The organism is Cupriavidus sp. SIMBA_020, assembly GCF_046535395.1.
In the GTDB taxonomy this organism is placed as follows: Bacteria; Pseudomonadota; Gammaproteobacteria; order Burkholderiales; family Burkholderiaceae; genus Cupriavidus; species Cupriavidus campinensis.
In genome coordinates this window covers 60,503-77,591 of record NZ_JAWRWU010000020.1, presented here as the reverse complement: position 1 = coordinate 77,591, position 17,089 = coordinate 60,503, and the positions used below count along the sequence as shown (strand labels likewise).

Below are 17,089 nucleotides of genomic sequence, written 5' to 3'. Positions count from 1 at the left end.
CAGGTTGAAGCAGGTCGTCTTGCCTGCGCCGTTGGGGCCGATCAATGCGTGGATCGAGCCGCGCCGCACCTGCAGGTTGACGTCGCTAACCGCCGTGAACCCCTTGAATTCCTTCGTGAGGTTCTTCGTTTCCAGGATGATTTCCTGATTCATAGTCTCCTGCCCGCCCTCTTGCTGCGATACCGGGTTGTGCCCGGCACTGACAATGGTTCGAACTCCGGCGCTTTGTCGCCATGTTTGCCGCGTTATAGGTGTCTGGAAGCGGCGCGGCTGCCGCAATATCCGGGTGGCTCAACCGCCCTGAAGTGCAGGCGGGAGCACCGTATATCGGCGACTATTGTGTGCGTCTGCTGCGTCGCAAAACATCGGGGTTTGCACTAAGCATAAGACATGCAGGAATCGTCACGTTTGGCCATGTCTGGCCCACGCTGACACGGGTTGGCGGCGGGTGGCGGCGGGTGGCGGCGGGTGGCGGCGGGTTGGAGGCAGGGGGGCGGCAGCTTGCCGCCCCCCCGCACATCACGCCACGGGAATACCCGAAGGTGTGTCCGCCAACGCCTGCACCACAGCGCCGCCGCTGGCGCGCAGCTTGCGATCCTCGCGGATCATGTCGCTGGCGCGCTCGGCGATCATGATCGTCGGCGAGTTGGTGTTGCCCGACGTGATCAGCGGCATGACGGACGCGTCCACCACGCGCAGCCCGGCGATGCCGCGCACGCGCAGGCGGTTGTCCACCACGGCGTCCGGATCGTCGGCGCTGCCCATGCGGCAGGTGCCCACCGGATGGAAGATGGTCGTGCCGATGGCGCCGGCGGCCTCGGCCAGCTGCTCGTCCGTCTCGAACGCGGCGCCGGGCAGCCATTCCTGGGGCTTGTACGGCGCCAGCGCCGGGGAGGCGACGATGCGCCGCGTCAGGCGCAGCGAGTCGGCGGCCACCTTGCGGTCCTCCTCGGTGGAGAGGTAGTTGGGGGCGATAGCCGGTGCGCGCCGGAAATCGGCGTCTTCTATATGTACGCTGCCGCGCGAGGTGGGCCGCAGGTTGCACACGCTGGCCGTGAAGGCGTTAAACGCGTGGAGCGGATCGCCGAACTTGTCGAGCGACAGCGGCTGCACGTGGTATTCAAGGTTCGGCCGCGTGTAGCTGGGGTCGCTGCACGCGAACGCGCCGAGCTGCGACGGCGCCATGCTCATCGGCCCGCTCTGGTTGAACGCGTACTGGAGGCCGATGCCAACCTTGCCCCACCAGCGCGCCACGCGCGTGTTCAGCGTGCGCACGCCGTCCACCTTCATCACCGCGCGCAGTTGCAGGTGATCTTGCAGGTTCTCGCCCACGCCCGGCAGCGCCTGCCGCACGCGGATGCCGAGCGATTGCAGCCGCTCCGGCTGGCCGATGCCGGACAGCTCCAGCAGCTGGGGCGAATTGATCGCGCCCGAGGCCAGGATCACCTCCTCGGTGACGCGCGCCTCGCGGTTCTGCCCGCCGCCGACGAACTGCACGCCAGTGCAGCGGCGCCCGTCGGGGCCGTCGAAGGTCAGCGCGCTGACCTGCGCCCCGGTGACGATGGTCAGGTTGGGCCGGTCCGAGGCGCGCCGCAGGAAGGCCTTGGCCGTGTTCCAGCGAATGCCGCGCCGCTGGTTGACCTCGAAATAGCCCACGCCGAAGTTGTCGCCACGGTTGAAATCGTCGGTACGGGGGATGCCGGCCTGCTCGGCCGCGTCGATAAATCGTTCGAGGATGTCCCAGCGCAGCCGCTGGGCCTCCACCCGCCATTCGCCGCCGGCGCCGTGGAAGGCGTTGGCGCCGCGATGGTGGTCTTCGCTGCGCCGGAACAGCGGCAGCACGTTGTCCCAGCGCCAGCCGTCGTCCCCGGCAATGCGCGCCCAGTCGTCATAGTCCTCGCGCTGGCCGCGCATATAGATCATGCCGTTGATGGACGAACTGCCGCCCAGCACGCGCCCACGCGGGTAGCCCAGCGAGCGGCCGTTGAGCCCCGGCTCCGCCACGGTGCGGTACATCCAGTCCGTGCGCGGGTTGCCGATGCAGTACAGGTAGCCCACCGGAATATGAATCCAGTGATAGTCGTCCTTGCCGCCCGCCTCCAGCAGCAGCACGTTGACGTCGGCGTCCTGCGTCAAGCGGTTGGCCAGCACGCAGCCGGCTGAACCGGCGCCCACGATGATGTAGTCGTACGTCTCCATAGTCCCTGGCTAGTCCTTCAATGCGCCCCGGCATATCGGTTTTATTATCGGAATGCCACGGATCATCGCACGACTCGGACCCTGCCGGCGTCAGGGCTTTGCCTGAGTCGCCGCGCCCGCCCCCGCCACGGCAGCTTCCTCCAGATGCCGCCGCAGCCAGCCGGACAGCCCCGCGAACACCTCGCTGCGCAACGGCTCGGCCTCGTTGAAGATCTCGTGATAGCCGTTGTCGAACCAGACCATTTCGCGCAGGTCCTCGGGCGCGTTGTCGTGAAAGGTGCGGCTGCCGGCGGGATCGACGATCCGGTCCGCGCCGCCCACCAGCATCAGCGTGGGCGCCTCCAGCCGGGGCGCGTCGGCCTGCGCCTGGGCAATGCCGTGGAGCATCGTCTCCAGCACGCCAGCGCTGATGGTGCCCTGCACCAATGGATCGGTGCGATAGGCACGCACCACCTCCGGGTCGTGCGACAGTAGCCGCGCGTCGATCGGATTCGGCACGCGCAGCCGGGGCGCCAGCGCCAGCAGCAGCCGGTGCGCGGTCATCATGCCGCTGGAGATGCGCAGCGCCAGCGCCGGCGAGGACAGGATCAGCGCGCGGATCGGCCGCACGCGCGCCGTGGCCAGCCGCGCCGCCACCAGCCCGCCCATGCTGTGGCCGAGCACGATCGGCAATTCGTTCCATTGGCGCACGGCGGCGTCGTGGATCTCGGCGAGGTCATCCACATAGATGTCGGCGTGCGGCACGACCATGCGCGGACCGCCGCTGGCGCCATGGCCGCGATGATCATAGGCGCGCACCCGCAGGCCGAGCCCGCACAGCAGCGCCACCACGTGCGGGTAGCGCCCGCTGTGCTCGGCCAGGCCGTGTACCAGCAGCAGCGTGCCGAGCGGCTCGGGGTAGCGGTTCGGGTCGGGCAGCCAGGTGCGCACCAGCAGCTCGGTGCCGTCGCGCATGCGCTGGCGGGTCTCGGCCGGGGCGATGCCGGGGCGCTGCGCAGCTTCGGTGCCGGGCCGCTCGTCCACGCCGTCCATATCGTCCGTGCTCATGAGAGGTTCGTCCATCGCTTGTCTCCTGATTGGTACGCCTGCTTCTTCTTGTGGGAATGCTTGCGGCGCGCGGTCAGCGGTGACAGCTCGCACAATCCTTGAAATCATCGCCGGCGGCGCTCGCCATGTCCGCCAGGATGGGGCAGTCGGGGCGATCATCGCCACTGCAGGATTCGGCCAGCGCACGCAGCGTGTCTCGCATGGCAGCCAGTTCGGCAATCCGCACTTCGAGATCCGCCACGTGCTTCAGGGTCAGCGCCTTGACGTCCGCGCTGGCCCGCGCGCGGTCGTGCCAGAGCGACAGCAGCCCGCGAATCTCGTCGAGCGAGAATCCCAGATTACGGGCCCGCCGCACGAAGCGCAAGGTGTGCACCGCGCGGTCGTCGTAGCGCCGGTAGCCGCCCTCGGAACGCGGCGGCGCCTCCACCAGGCCGATCGATTCATAGTGGCGGATCATCTTGGCCGTCACGCCAGAGGCCGCCGCCGCTTCTCCGATATTCATCGCGAACCCTCATCAGTGGATCGGCCAGCCGCCACACGCGCCACCCCTGCCCCCGCCGGATGCCAGCGGCGCAGCAGCAGCGCGTTGCCGACCACGCTTACGCTCGAGAACGCCATGGCGGCGCCCGCCACCACCGGGTTCAGCAACCCGGCGGCGGCCAGCGGAATGCCGATCACGTTGTAGATAAACGCCCAGAACAGATTCTGCCGAATCTTGCGCACGGTGCGATGCGACACGGCGAGCGCATCGGCCACCAGGGCGGGGTCGCCGCGCATCAGCGTGATGCCGGCGGCGTGCATCGCCACGTCGGTGCCGGTAGACATGGCAATGCCCACGTCGGCGGCGGCCAGCGCGGGGGCATCGTTGATGCCGTCGCCCACCATCGCCACCACGGCGGCGCCATCGCGCTTGAGCGCGGTCACGCGCGCGGCCTTGGCCTCGGGCAGCACCTCGGCCTGGAACGCGTCGAGACCGAGCGCGCGGGCGACCTGCGCGGCGGCGCCGGGGTTGTCGCCGGTCAGCATCACGGTGCGGATGCCCGCCGCGCGGAGCCGCGCGATGGCCTGCGCGGCGCCCGGCTTCAGGGCATCGCCGAACGCGACGAGGCCGGCCACGCGCCCGTCCGCCATCAGCCAGGACACCGTGCGGCCCTCGCCACGCAGGCGCTCGGCTTCAGCCTGGAGCGGGCCGGCGTCGGCGTGCAGCTCTGCGCGCAACACGTCGCTGCCCAGTTGCAGCGGCTGGCCATCCACTACCCCGGCGATACCGCGCCCCGGCAGCGCACGGACCTCGCTCGCCGGCAGGGGCGCGATACCACGCGCGGCGGCTGCGGCCAGCACGGCGCGGGCCAGCGGATGCTCGCTGCCGGATTGCAGCGCCGCCAGACGCGCCAGCAGCGCGGCTTCGTCCCCATCGGCGGCGATCAGCGCCACCACATCGGGCTTGCCGACGGTGAGCGTGCCAGTCTTGTCGAAGGCAACCACCGACACGCGATGCGCCACCTCCAGCGCCTCCGCGTCCTTGATCAGGATGCCCGCGCGCGCGCCGGCGCCCGTGCCGGCCATGATCGCGGTGGGCGTGGCCAGCCCCAGCGCGCACGGGCAGGCGATGATGAGCACGGCCACCGCGTTGAGCATCGCGGCGGTCCAGTCGCCGCCCACCAGCCCCCAGCCAAGCAGCGTGGCCGCCGCCAGCGCCAGCACCACCGGCACGAACACCGCGCTGACCTGATCCACCAGCCGCTGGATCGGTGCCTTGGCGGCCTGCGCGTGCTCCACCATGCGGATGATGCGCGCCAGCACGGTCTCCGCGCCCACCGCCACGGTACGCGCCACCAGCAGCCCTTCGGCATTGATCGCCCCGCCGGTGAGGCGGTCTCCGGCGCGCTTCGGCACCGGCACGGATTCGCCGGTCAGCATCGATTCATCGACATGGCTGCTGCCTTCGATCACCTCGGCATCCACCGGGATGCGTTCGCCGGGACGCACGATGACCTCGTCGCCCACGCGCACGGCGGCCAGCGGCACGGTGGCTTCCACGCCGTGGCGACGCACCTGCGCGGTGTCCGGCCGCAGCGCGGCCAGCGCGCGGATGGCGGCGGTGGTCTGGCGCTTGGCGCGCGTCTCCAGCCACTTGCCGAGCCGCACCAGCGTGATGACCACGGCGGCGCTCTCGAAATAGAAGTGCGGCATGGCGTCGTGCCCCGTCGACATCGCCATCTGCCACGTCTGCCACATCTGCCACAGCGACAGCCCGTACGCCGCAGACGTGCCGAGCGCCACCAGCAGGTCCATATTGCCGGCCCCGGCGCGCACGGCCTTCCAGCCGGCCTTGTAGAAACGCCAGCCGAACACGAACTGCACCGGCGTGGCCAGCAGCCACTGCACCCAGCCGGGCAGCATCGTGTGGATGCCGAACCACCCGAGCACCATCGGCGCCACCAGCGGCACGGACAGCGCGGCGGAGATCGCCACGGGCCACGGGCCGGACCAGAAATCGGCACGCTCCTCCCCCGCCGGGGCCGCCGCCTCGTCCGCCGGGACCAGCGTGGCCGCATAGCCGGCGCGCGAAACGGCATCGGCCAGCGCGGCTGCATCCACGGCGCCACGCTGCACCGTCACGGCAGCGCGCTCGGTGGCGAGATTGACCTGGGCATCCTCGACGCCGGGCACCGCGCGCAGCGCACGCTCCACCCGGCCCACGCATGACGCGCAGGTCATGTCGGCGATGTTCAGGTCGATGGTGTCGCGCGGCCCTTCGGCGGCGATCAGGGCGGGTGTACTGGACATGACAGGAAAACTCCACGGGAGCCATCGATAGCGATGACTGCACTGTGAACCCTACCATCATTGGAAGGTCAAGGTCTTTGCGCGCCGTGAAAAGCGCTTGCGCTTCCCATGGTGGGAAGGTTCACACTCAAGCTATCCGTCATGGATGTCATTGATCCCGGAGTTCCAAAATGATCCAGTTCCAAGTCGAAGGCATGTCCTGCAACCATTGCGTCCGCGCCATCACCCAGGCCGTCCAGTCCGTAGACCCCGCCGCCCGCGTCACGGCCGATGTGCCGACGCAGGCGGTCCAGGTGGAATCGGGAGCGGATCGCCAGGCGCTGCGGCAGGCGATCGAAGGGGCGGGGTATCCGGTGAAGGCGGAGTGAATCTGGCGCCATTTTGTGTTGCGCCTAAATCATCGCAATTTCAGCGTATGGGCATAGCCGGATCGCAACCCGTCATATAGATTCCGTGGTCGGTGTCATGGACCGGCCGACGCGGCGCGAGATACTGCGGCCCAAGTGGAAGGCCGTCGAGATCATTCAGGCAAGGCACCCCAGCCCCGCCGTGGCGCCCCCTGTCCCGGCCTATCTGCTGGCAACGAAGGTGCGCATGCAGCTCTTCACCTTGTCCGGCGAGCCCGTCGATGTCCCGCCGTTTGACAGGATCGAGGTCCTGCACGACTTCTTCGTTTCCCTGCGCCCCGGTCTGATGCTGTGGAAAACAACGGATCTGCAGGCCAAAACCTGCATGCTCTACAGCATGGGTTTCCGGCCGCTGCTCCGCACTCCCATGCCGCTCGACGTTTTCGGCAAATGTCCGGCTGAGTATTTCAAGAAATACTCCAGCTTCGCATTCACCGACACGGCGGAAAAGAGTCGGATATACCGCAAGGACCTTGCCGGTCCCGAAGGTCTGCTGCTTCCGACCGCCGCGAATATCGACGGCACCATCGTTTTCCGTTATGAAGACGGCTCTCTGGTCTTGAGGCGGCGTCGCGGTGGACCGCTGGAATATCACCTGGTCAATGCCGCCGCACAGGATGTCCAGGGCGCAAGTTTCAGTAGATTCCGACGGTTTGGCCGTCGCCCTCTGGTCCTGCATGAGGGGAGATGGCGGACCCTCAATCCTGACGGCACCCTCAGTTCACGGCTCTTGTTCAGGTTCAGTTCCTGACTGCATCGCGCGAACCCACCATGAAAAAAGGGCACCCTAGGGTGCCCTTCTTGTCACATCAAGTCCGGATCAAACCAATTAGAACCCATACCCCACATTCAGGAAGGTAACGATCGGGCGCCAAGTCTCAAGGGCGGCGAATCGCAGCCTTTGGACAGTCATCCGGCCCACTCATCATACGGGCTGAACTGAGGGCGTTGACGAGTGCGTTTCTCGCCTTCACGACTTCGCGGTGGTATTTGGTCCGATTCTTCTTTCCAATATTTTCACCAAGCCCCATCCACAGATAGGAAAGCTCTCCAGTAGCGTGCGTCCTCGATATTTCGTCTTCGAGATTGTCTCGGTGAAGTGAGAAATCACGAGGTGCCCATCCGCATCGTGCCAGTAGGGAACGCCCTCCTCCTTCGTCGCGGCGCACCGATCGAGGTTGGCATTGCACACGGTGAATGTATCAACGATATGTGGAGCGCTACGGCGAGGAAGATCAATGGCATCTATTTGGATTTGCCCTCCCTCGCGATGTGACGTGCTGCAAGAAGCGTCTTGATAGTGACCAGCATCGCTGGCGCGCGCCAAGGTAACGGCAGGGCTCATCGCCGAGGCTAGAACGATCACGGCGGCTGCCAACCTTGCATGGATGTTCCATCGATATGCCACCAAGCCTATTCTCTCCACAACATCAACGCTTTTCCTCTCGTCAAGGCTGCTTCTAACGCACTAAGTGTCGCAAGAAAACGCGTTTTTTCTTCGTAAGCAAAGCATTCGGCCACCGCGACATATGCGCCCTTTACCTTGTTGCGCAGCACACCTGTCGCGCAAAGCATCGGGTAGCCCACAGCCTGCTGTTGCGATTCGTATTGAATGGCCTCAAGATAGATTGCCCAGTCATCGCTATGGATGCGCGTGGGCAGAACGCTTCTGCTTGCAATTTGACTTGCCAACAGCGGCGCCCCCAGCGTCGTGCGCATCAGCACGAGCCGCTCGCCTACGACGCGGAGCCCAGCCTCGCTATTCAACGACTCCCTGCTACCAGAGAAACCGAGGAACAAATGACGTTCGTCGAACGCCGACGCATAAGGGCCGTCATGGCCCTTCCAGTAGGTCACTATGCCGACGCCTTCCCTTTGGTTGCACCCGATGATTTCTAGATCGGTGAGACGTGGCGCGTCTGCGCATTGAACGGTGTTTGCGTAAGCCGGATGCGAAAATAACACGAGCATCCCTACGATGCGTGCGAGTTTATTGATCATTTACACGGCCCCATATCACACGAAATTTTTGTAGCCTGTCCTCCAGATGCTTCGGCCTTTTGTGTGGCGCACCCCGATTCACTAGGCCACCAATGCGTTGAACCTGCTCGCGCCCTGCGCCTTTATCCGCCTCACGATTTGCGACTTCCCGTACCCAGAAATAGCCTGACGTGTCGCAAGCGGCGGAATCATCCAGCGCAATAATCGTAGGATTTGAATCAGACAAAAAATCCCGAGCCTTATACTTTCCGTAGGCCCTGTAGTTTCTTCTACCGGTAATTTGTAAAAACCCGCGGCCTTTGAATTTGGCTCCATCACCAGCTGTTCCTCCTGAAGCTCTATTTGCCGCGCCATTGTCCATCCCCTGTGCCTTCAGAAGAATCTCTGCCGGGCGGCGGCCGGCATATGAAAGCTCCGTGTCATCACGCCGAACCACCCCAAGCCTATGCGCCAGCCCGCTTCGAAAATCAGCCGCCGCTTCCTCAGAAGAGATGATTTCGTACATCGTTCTGAAGTAGCGTTCGTTACCAATTTCCTCTCGATGTTGCCACCATCCAGTTTCATGGCCAACTTGTGAAAGGAAATGCGCGAGTCGCAGTCTCGATGTGATCAGGTATTTGTTCGCCATTGAACCTAGTTGCCGTCGCAAGGTTATCGCCCGTCTTTGACCTGCCGACGGTGCGGAATGCAGAATTCCCGTCAAATCAGACTCACTGAGCCACCCACATTTCCTGAAATGCCGAATAAACGCCAGCGGATGGAAGAACCATAGCTTCTCCGTGGTGGTGGGCGGCAACCCAGTCTTGTCCCAGAACTGGGCCTTGCCGACGAACGCCATGAACCGGCCATATCCCGCCGGGTCGCCTCCGTAGAACTCTCCGGGCTCCTTCAGCTTCCGGTATCGCGCTTCATTGTTTGACCCATCCCACTCCGACGGCATCTCGCACACCAGCCCTCGCAGCCTTTCTCTGACCCCCTTCCCCATCTGCACGTAGTAGCGCAATGCCTTGTTCGCGGAGCTTCCAACATACGGGTTATGGCCGGGATTCCTGTCTTTCATCAGCGTCTTGAGTGCATCGATATCGCAAAGCCCCTCCTGCGTGAAAGGCCCGGTGCCTTCGCTCACCTTTTCCCTTTTCCCAGCCCATGAAGCTAGGGAAGTCCGCATCGGATAGTTTCTGGATGCCAGCGTTGTGAATATCGATGTACCCCTGCTTGTCCGAATCGAACGCCACGCGGAACCATGTCGCCCGATTTCCGGCCGGCAACGTTTCAGGCCGGCTAAGAATGCGGCCGAAGCGCAAAAGCTCATAGCCGTCGCTGGGACAGCCCGGGTACAGAGCACACGCGCGCGCGTACATGTCGTACTCGTAGCCTTTTTCGAGAATTGGTTGCACTGTCAGCAGCGTGCGTTGCCCCTCCGCTTCATCGCGCCATACACGTGTCAGTTTCTGCCCACCCCGGAACTTCACCTCGATATAGAGCTTCCGGTCGGTCGCTGCAGTACCCTGCAGGGGCGGAAACTCAATGCCATTCAGCTTGTTTTCAATCGTGCCGGGTGGCTGTGCCAGGACTGGCAGCCCAGCCGGAATCACGTAATAGCTATCGCCCCAATAATCCGTCGAGGCAGGGGTCGAAGGAGTGGCCCGCCCCAGTTGAGTCTCATTGAAGTACGCCTCGAAATCCGCCCGGGTCATGAATATCTCAAAGTGCAGGTGCATCCGCCCATTGCACTGCCCGATCCATCCCAGAATATCTTTACGGCAGACCTTCTTGCCTTCGCCGCTCGCTATGCCGGTCGGCATGCGTAGCCACTCCGGCAAGTCCTTCGGGTTGCAGTTGCCGCCGTAGCCCCCCAGATGGCGCAGGTGCATGTACAGCGAGTAGAACCGTAGTCTGCGGTTCACACCGGTCTCCGTCTCGTGCCCTAGAGCACGAAGCCGAGATCGCTGTCTTTGCCCGCCCCGTCGGGTCCATCCAGATGCTGGCAGACGCGATAGGCCACCACTTCACCATCGGCAACCGCGCGAACGGCCTCATTCTGGCTCCGGGACGCGATGTGGCATCCGCCGTGCCAGCGACGATCGACGCCGATGGGATAAGTAGGATCGAACTGCTCCCCCTCGTCCGCGAGATCCATGACGTCCGCGCGTGCGTCGGTCGGGTTAGGGCCAATGGGGCTAAGGAGAAACGGAGGACTGATGAGCATGAGCCGCAGAGCAGTAAGCCGATAGGAAACGGCATACTAGAAGCGGTGAGCGGGACACTACAATCGCAGAACTCCGAAATTTGCAGCGGAGTTTGCGGCCGCGAGGGTTGCGGCAACTGCGGGAGTGGGAAAGGTCTGAGCAGTGGCGCCGACCAGGGCGCCCCATGACGCAACCGCAGACACCCGAAGGTGCCCGCGTACTGCCTGATCAACCAGTCAGAACCGATACCCCACGTTCAGGAACGTGACGATCGGGTCGATCTTGATCTTGGTGTGCGACTGCACCTGCGCGCCGTTGGCCAGCGTGGTGGTGAAGTTGGCGGTGGTCGAGATCGGCACGTAGGACACCGACAGGCCGACGAACCAGTTGTCGGTCACGGCGTAGTTGGCGCCGACATTGAACACCGGGTTCCACGACGGCTTGGCCGAGGCGGTCATGGTCGAGCCCGGGCCGAATTCGCTCTGCACGAAGGTCTGGTTGGTGACCGTTTCGCCCGTGAACCACGTGTAGTTCACGCCAATGCCCACGTACGGGCGGAATTTCGTCTTGGCGTCGAAGAAGTGCCACTTGGCGACGATAGCCGGGCTCCACTGGCGCACCTTGCCAAGCTTGCCGTACTTTTCGTAGCCACGGTCACCGCTCACGTCGTGCTCCGGCGGAATGCCGGCCACGAATTCCGTGGAGATGTTGTCCGTGAAGAAGTGGCTGAACGCGAGGCCGACCGTGTCGGCCGAGTCGATCGTTGCGCCCGTGTTCTGGCGCTGCAGACCACCGGTGGGACGGCCCGCGACCGAGTCGATCGTCAGGAATTCCGAGTGGCCCTGCGGCATCACCCGGAACCAGCCCAGGCTGACGATATTGCTGCCCGCGGATTGTGCCTGTGCCACGCCAGCCAGCGTCATTGCGGCGGCGGCCACGAGCATCTTCTTATAGGTGTTCTTCATGATTCCTCTTACTCCTCATCCTCGTTCAGTCTCAACTCACTGCAGGCACGCATTATCCGTCTCACGGACGGCATGCTGTTTCAAACGTGATACCGGGAGGTAGAAGATTTGCCCTAAAGGCAGGGTTAACCCAAAAACCTTGCACAAATCGAGGTCGAATTCGCCCCAAAACGCGGCTTTCGCGCAACGGTTATGTACACAAAACGATAATCCATTCGAGCAGTATGGCTTTTCTGCTGAGGACGAAGGTCAGCCGGCGTCACCCCGGCTGGCCAGCACGCAGGCGGCGAGGTCCCAGAGCGCGTACCCCACGCTCTTGAAGACCAGCGGGCTGCCGGTACGGTCGCGCAGGGCGTCGGCGTCAAGAATGGCGGTCTGGAACGGCTGGACCGTGGCCCAGTCGATGCCGGCCTGGAGCAGGTCGCCCGCCTCATCCTCGATGCCGAACAGGGTGTCGGCCAGCAGCCGGCCCTGGGCGGAAGCGGTCCGGCAAAGCACGGGCGGCAGCTCGCACATATCGGGGCGGAACGCGCCGACGCCAGCGACAAAGTGTCGATCTGTCCACAAGCCACTGTCGAGGTCGGGCAGTACCGCCGTGCGGCTCGACGTCACCGTGACGACCATCGATACGTGCGGCAGCGCCTCGGCCACATCCTCGATCACCCTCGCCTCCACGCCGAGGGCGAGCGCCTGGGCGGCCAGCGCCTCGGCCTTGTCCCGCGTGCGCGATTGCAGCCAGACCCGCCGTACCGGCAGCCCGGCCACGAAGGCTTCGAGGTGGGTCTGCGCCTGCACGCCGGCGCCGACGATCAGCAGTTCACCATCCGGCTCGGGCGCAAACGACTGCGCGGCCAGCAGCGTGACCGCCGCCGTGCGCCGCCCGGTAACCGTCGGACCATCGAGCATGGCGATCCGCTCGCCCGTGTGCGCGTTGGCGACCAGCACTTCGCCGAGGATGGTCGGCAGGCCGCGCCGGGGATTGTCGGGATGGACGGTGATGTTCTTGGTCATCACCAGGTCGCGGTTGCGCGCGGGCATGACCAGCAGCGTCCCGGCCCCGTTCACGGCGTCGCCCACGGGCAGGGCGATGCGTGGCGGCGCCATCGCGCTGCCGTCTCGCAGTTCAGCGAGCATGGCGGCGATGGCCTGGGCCAGTTCGGGATACGGCAGGCGGGCCGCCGTGGCGGCGGCGTCGAGCGGGACGAAGGCGTTGGGCATCGGGCGACGGATGGGTGACAGGTTGGCCGGAGGAATCCGCCATTGTCCCCCATGCCGCGCCCCCGGGATCAGCGCGACAGCATGCCCATCACCGCCGCCGCATAGCGCGTACCCGCCGCTGCGCCGGCCGGGAACACGGCCTCGATGTCCGCAAGGTCCTGCGCACCAAGCTGCACATCGAGCGCGCCGAGGTTGTCATCGAGATTGGCGATCCGGCGCGTGCCCGGAATCGGCACCACATGCTCGCCGCGCGCCAGCACCCAGGCCAGCGCCAGTTGCGCCGGCGTGCAGCCCCGGGCATCGGCCAGCTCCCGCACCTTGTCCACCAGCGTCAGGTTCCGGGCGAAGTTCTCGCCGATAAAGCGCGGATTGGTCTTGCGATAGTCGTCCGCATCGAAATCATCCGGCGTGCGGATGGCCCCGGTCAGGAAGCCGCGCCCGAGTGGGCTGTACGGCACAAAGCCGATACCAAGCCGCTCGCACGTGGCGAAAATGCCGTTCTCGTCCACGTCGCGCGTCCACAGCGAGTACTCGGTCTGCAACGCGGTCAGCGGATGCACCGCGTGGGCACGTTCGATGGTGTCCACGCCTGCCTCCGACAGCCCGATCCAGCGCACCTTGCCCGCCTGGACCAGCCCGGCCATCGCGCCGACGGTCTCCTCGATCGGCACCGTCGGGTCCACGCGATGCAGGTAATAAAGGTCGATGACATCGAGGCCCAGCCGCTTCAGGCTGGCATCGCAGGCGGCACGCACGTACTCGGGCCGCCCGTTCACGCCACGCGCAGCCGGATTGGCCGGATCGCGCACCATGCCGAACTTGGTGGCCAGCACCACTTTGTCGCGCCGCCCGCCGGCCAGCGCACGGCCCAGCAGTTCCTCATTGGTGTGCGGGCCGTAGATGTCGGCCGTGTCGAGCAGGTTCACGCCGCGCTCGATGGCATGGTGGATCGTGCGGATCGACTCGGCGTCGTCGTGCGCGCCGTAGAAATCGCTCATGCCCATGCAGCCCAGGCCCAGCGGAAAGACGTCGGGGCCAATCCGGCCCAGTTTGCGCAGTGCGGTCATGTGAGACTCCTTGTGTGGGGGTTGGAAACTGGCACCCAGTATCGCCATCCCCCGCTATCGGAAACAGCGTGCTACGCTGCAAGCATCATGAAGCCTGACTTCACAATCGATCCTGATTCCCTGCCCTCGCTGGCCGCCTTCGCCTGCGTGGCGCGGCTTGGCAGCTTTACGGCTGCCGCCGGCGCGCTGGGCGTGAGCCCCTCGGCGGTCTCCCAGACCATTCGGCACCTGGAAGACCGACTGGGCGTGCGGCTGCTGCAACGGACCACGCGCCATGTCGGCCTGACCGAGGCCGGCGCGGGGCTGCTGGCGCGCGTGGCGCCGGCGCTCGCGGAGATCCAGGCGGCCACCGAGGACGCCCGCGCCCAGCGCGACACCCCGGTCGGCACGCTGCGGCTGACCAGTTCGCATTCGGCGGTGGTCATCGCCCTGCGGCCGATCCTGACCGACTTCATGCGCGCCTATCCGTCGATCTGCGTCGATCTGGTCACCGACGACCGCTTCGTCGACCTGATCGCCGAAGGTTTCGACGCCGGCCTGCGGCTTGGCGAGGCACTCCACCAGGACATGGTGGCGATTCCCGTGACCGGCCCGCTGCGGATGTTCGTGGCGGCCTCGCCCGATTACCTCGCCCGCCACGGCACGCCGCAGACGCCGCACGACCTGCATCAGCACGCCTGCCTGCAATACCGCTTCGGGCCGATGGGATCGGTGTACCGCTGGGAGTTCGCGCGCGGCGGGCGGCCGTTCACGGTCGATACCCGCGCCGCGCTGATCGCCAATGACAAGACCATGCTGCACCAGGCTGCGCTGGCCGGGCTCGGCCTGATCTACGAGTTCCCGCACCACATCCAGGCGCCGCTGGCGGCGGGCCAGCTCGTCACGGTGCTGGAAGACTGGACGCCGCCGTTCTCGGGTTTCTATCTCTACTACCCGAGCCGCGCACTGATGCCGCCCAAGCTGCGCGTGTTCGTGGATTTCCTCAAGGCGCGCGCCCTGCCGGCCACGGCCTAGCGTCGCATCGACGTGCGCTGCGGCCCGGCCTCGCGCACGCTGGCGCCGCGCACCTCGATGCCGATGTCATCGACGACCTTGCCCGCCGCATCGACCAGTTCCACGCGATGCCGGCCCGGCCACGGCAGCCACGCCACCTGCCCGCCCTTGCCGAGCGGTTTGCCATCGATGCGCCAGCTCACCGCGCGCGCCGTCTGCCCGGTCAGCCCGTCGGCATGGAACCAGACGCGTTGTGCATCGGGCGGGATGTCGGGATCGAGCGCGAAGATCGTGCCGTCCGCAGGGCTGGCGATGGCTGGCGCGCCATTCGATGACGACGCCGCGCCCACGCGGATGCGGGTCATGGCGGTACCCGTCAGGAACACTTCCTCGCGCGCCGGTTCGAGGTTGTCGGCGAAGGTCAGCGGCACGCGCTCCACGCCAGCCGGCATCGCGGGGGCGCGGCTGGACGTCTGGCGATGGAGTGCCGCCATCACGTCATGCCACACCGGCGCCGCGCCGGAAACCCCGGACACATCGTGCATGCTCGCGCCACTGGCATTGCCGATCCACACGCCCACCGTATAGCGCTGCGACCAGCCAATGCACCAGTTGTCGCGCATGTCCTTGCTGGTGCCGGTCTTCACGGCGGTCCAGAAGCGCGTGGTCAGCGGGCTGTCTAGGCCGAAGGTCCGCGCGCGGGCGTGACGGTCGGCCAGCACATCGCCAATCACATAGCTCGCCGCCGGGCTCATCACGGGCTGGCGGGTCACGGGTGCGCCGTCCACGGTCATCCGCACCGGGCCATAGGCGCCCTGGTTCGCAAAACTGCGATACGCATTGGTCAGCGAGAGCAGCGACACATCGGCGCTGCCCAGCGCGAGGCTGTAGCCGTAGTAGTCGCCCGATTCGGTCAGCGGCAGGCCCAGCGCCACCAGCCGCCGGTGAAAGCGGTGCGGCGTGACCATCACCAGCGTGCGCACGGCCGGCACGTTCAGTGACGAACCGAGCGCGGCGCGCAGGCTGACCCAGCCGGCGTAGCGATGATCGTAATTCTGCGGAATATAGAGCCCGCCGCCGGTGGGCAGGTTGACCGGACGGTCATCGAGCAGCGACGCGGCGGTCAGCCGCCGTTCCTCGATGGCCTGCGCGTACAAGAACGGCTTCAGCGTCGAGCCGGCCTGACGCGGCGCGCCGGCGTGATCGACCTGCGCCGCCGACGACAGCGCGCCCGAGGAGCCCACATAGGCCAGCACATCGCCGCTGGCATTGTCGATGACCACCACGGCGCCGTCTTCGGCATTGCGCCCGGCCAGCTCCCGCAGATGGCGCGACAGGCTGTCTACGGCCACGCGCTGCACCTCGGCATCGAGCGTGGAGGCGATGCGCGCTGGCACCGGCCGCCCCGCTGGCAGCGCCTCGCGCGTGCGGGCGATGACCGCGCGCGCGAGGTGCGGCGCCAGGTTGGCGCGGAAACTCGCGTCCGGCACGCTGGCCGACTTCGCCAGGGCCAGCGCCGTGAAGCCGTCCAGCCCGTCACATTCGCGCGGCTGCTTCATCTCGCGCAGGATGCGGCACGCCCGCGCCGACACCTGCACCGGCGCGGCGTTGGGGCTGCGCACCAGTGCCACGGCCAGCGCCGCCTCGCGCGCGTTCAGGCCGCTCGGCACCTTGCCGAACAGCGTCTGGGACATCGCCGAAAGCCCCACCAGCTCGCCCCGGAACGGCACGAGGTTCAGGTACGCCTCAAGGATCTGGTCCTTGCTCCAGCCATGTTCGAGCGAGGCGGCGCTGACCGCCTGCCCCACCTTCTGGCCGAAGCTGCGTCCGCGCGCGGCACGCAGGTCTTCGTCCAGCAGGCCGGCCAGCTGCATGGTCAGCGTGGAGGCGCCGCGCGTGCGCGTGTTCCACATATTGGCCCACGCGGCAGCGGCCACGCCCTGCCAGTCCACGCCGCTGTGCGCGTAGAAGCGCCGGTCCTCGGACAGCACGATGGCCGTGCGCAGGGCCGGCGAGGTGTCGGCCAGCGTCACCCAGTCGCCACGCCGCGCGCGGAAGTCGTCGCGCACGCGCGCCACCGGATCGCCATGGCGATCCACCACGACGATGTCGGCGCTGCGCCAGTTGTCGCGCACGTCGCGGAAGGCGGGCACCGCCGCCGCCGAGGAGGTGGCTACGGCCAGCACGAGCAGGGCAAACAAGCGGCGCGGCAT

At 66.1% G+C, this 17,089-nt stretch carries 16 protein-coding genes; 3 read left to right on the top strand and 13 right to left on the bottom strand.

All coding sequences use genetic code 11. The features are described from left to right. The 5 genes from SB751_RS26450 to SB751_RS26430 all read right to left on the bottom strand — a co-directional run. The coding region (locus SB751_RS26450) for an ATP-binding cassette domain-containing protein (RefSeq protein ID WP_410748716.1) at positions 1-153 on the bottom strand (153 nt) is incomplete at its 3' end. Between the two features lie 366 nt (positions 154-519). After that, a complete protein-coding gene (locus tag SB751_RS26445; RefSeq protein WP_410748715.1) occupies positions 520-2,199 on the bottom strand; it encodes a GMC family oxidoreductase in 1,680 nt (559 codons plus the stop codon). 90 nt (positions 2,200-2,289) lie between these two features. Then, entirely contained in the window at positions 2,290-3,231 is a 942-nt protein-coding gene (locus SB751_RS26440; protein ID WP_144202759.1) for an alpha/beta hydrolase, read from the bottom strand. Between the two features lie 88 nt (positions 3,232-3,319). Continuing rightward, positions 3,320-3,748 (bottom strand): Cu(I)-responsive transcriptional regulator, encoded by a 429-nt coding sequence (gene cueR, locus SB751_RS26435; RefSeq protein ID WP_144202744.1) that lies wholly within the window; start codon positions 3,746-3,748, stop codon positions 3,320-3,322. Next, a complete protein-coding gene (locus tag SB751_RS26430) occupies positions 3,745-6,036 on the bottom strand; it encodes a heavy metal translocating P-type ATPase (protein ID WP_244844963.1) in 2,292 nt (763 codons plus the stop codon). Before SB751_RS26430 ends, cueR begins: the two co-directional genes overlap by 4 nt. A gap of 170 nt (positions 6,037-6,206) precedes the next feature. On the opposite strand from SB751_RS26430, the gene SB751_RS26425 reads away from it, so the two are divergent. Further along, complete coding sequence (locus tag SB751_RS26425; protein WP_211943797.1) at positions 6,207-6,404, top strand: heavy-metal-associated domain-containing protein; 198 nt, start codon at positions 6,207-6,209, stop codon at positions 6,402-6,404. A 97-nt stretch (positions 6,405-6,501) separates the two neighbouring features. Next, positions 6,502-7,194, top strand: coding sequence for a hypothetical protein (locus SB751_RS26420; RefSeq protein ID WP_410748714.1), 693 nt, complete (start codon positions 6,502-6,504; stop codon positions 7,192-7,194). Between the two features lie 662 nt (positions 7,195-7,856). On the opposite strand, the gene SB751_RS26415 is transcribed toward SB751_RS26420, so the two are convergent. The 7 genes from SB751_RS26415 to SB751_RS26385 all read right to left on the bottom strand — a co-directional run bounded on the left by SB751_RS26415 (position 7,857) and on the right by SB751_RS26385 (position 13,883). Then, on the bottom strand, positions 7,857-8,444 hold the full coding sequence (locus tag SB751_RS26415) for a hypothetical protein (protein WP_211943799.1): 588 nt from the start codon (positions 8,442-8,444) through the stop codon (positions 7,857-7,859). Then, positions 8,434-9,570, bottom strand: a complete 1,137-nt coding sequence (locus tag SB751_RS26410; protein ID WP_410748713.1) for a hypothetical protein — start codon at positions 9,568-9,570, stop codon at positions 8,434-8,436. Before SB751_RS26410 ends, SB751_RS26415 begins: the two co-directional genes overlap by 11 nt. Beyond that, positions 9,479-10,351: a hypothetical protein gene (locus SB751_RS26405; RefSeq protein WP_211943801.1), complete on the bottom strand. Its 873-nt coding sequence runs from the start codon at positions 10,349-10,351 to the stop codon at positions 9,479-9,481. The genes SB751_RS26410 and SB751_RS26405 overlap by 92 nt, the downstream gene beginning before the upstream one ends. A 20-nt stretch (positions 10,352-10,371) precedes the next feature. Then, complete coding sequence (locus SB751_RS26400; RefSeq protein WP_211943802.1) at positions 10,372-10,584, bottom strand: hypothetical protein; 213 nt, start codon at positions 10,582-10,584, stop codon at positions 10,372-10,374. 285 nt (positions 10,585-10,869) lie between these two features. After that, entirely contained in the window at positions 10,870-11,598 is a 729-nt protein-coding gene (locus SB751_RS26395) for an OmpW/AlkL family protein (RefSeq protein WP_092290929.1), read from the bottom strand. A 249-nt stretch (positions 11,599-11,847) separates the two neighbouring features. Further along, entirely contained in the window at positions 11,848-12,816 is a 969-nt protein-coding gene (locus SB751_RS26390; RefSeq protein WP_144202734.1) for a delta(1)-pyrroline-2-carboxylate reductase family protein, read from the bottom strand. Between the two features lie 68 nt (positions 12,817-12,884). After that, entirely contained in the window at positions 12,885-13,883 is a 999-nt protein-coding gene (locus tag SB751_RS26385; protein ID WP_250024924.1) for an aldo/keto reductase, read from the bottom strand. A gap of 87 nt (positions 13,884-13,970) precedes the next feature. Between SB751_RS26385 and SB751_RS26380 the strand changes: the two genes are divergently transcribed. Continuing rightward, complete coding sequence (locus SB751_RS26380; RefSeq protein WP_250024925.1) at positions 13,971-14,897, top strand: LysR family transcriptional regulator; 927 nt, start codon at positions 13,971-13,973, stop codon at positions 14,895-14,897. Here SB751_RS26380 and pbpC read toward each other — a convergent pair. Then, positions 14,894-17,089, bottom strand: a complete 2,196-nt coding sequence (pbpC, locus tag SB751_RS26375) for a penicillin-binding protein 1C (protein ID WP_144202727.1) — start codon at positions 17,087-17,089, stop codon at positions 14,894-14,896. The two genes, SB751_RS26380 and pbpC, sit on opposite strands and share 4 nt — an antisense overlap.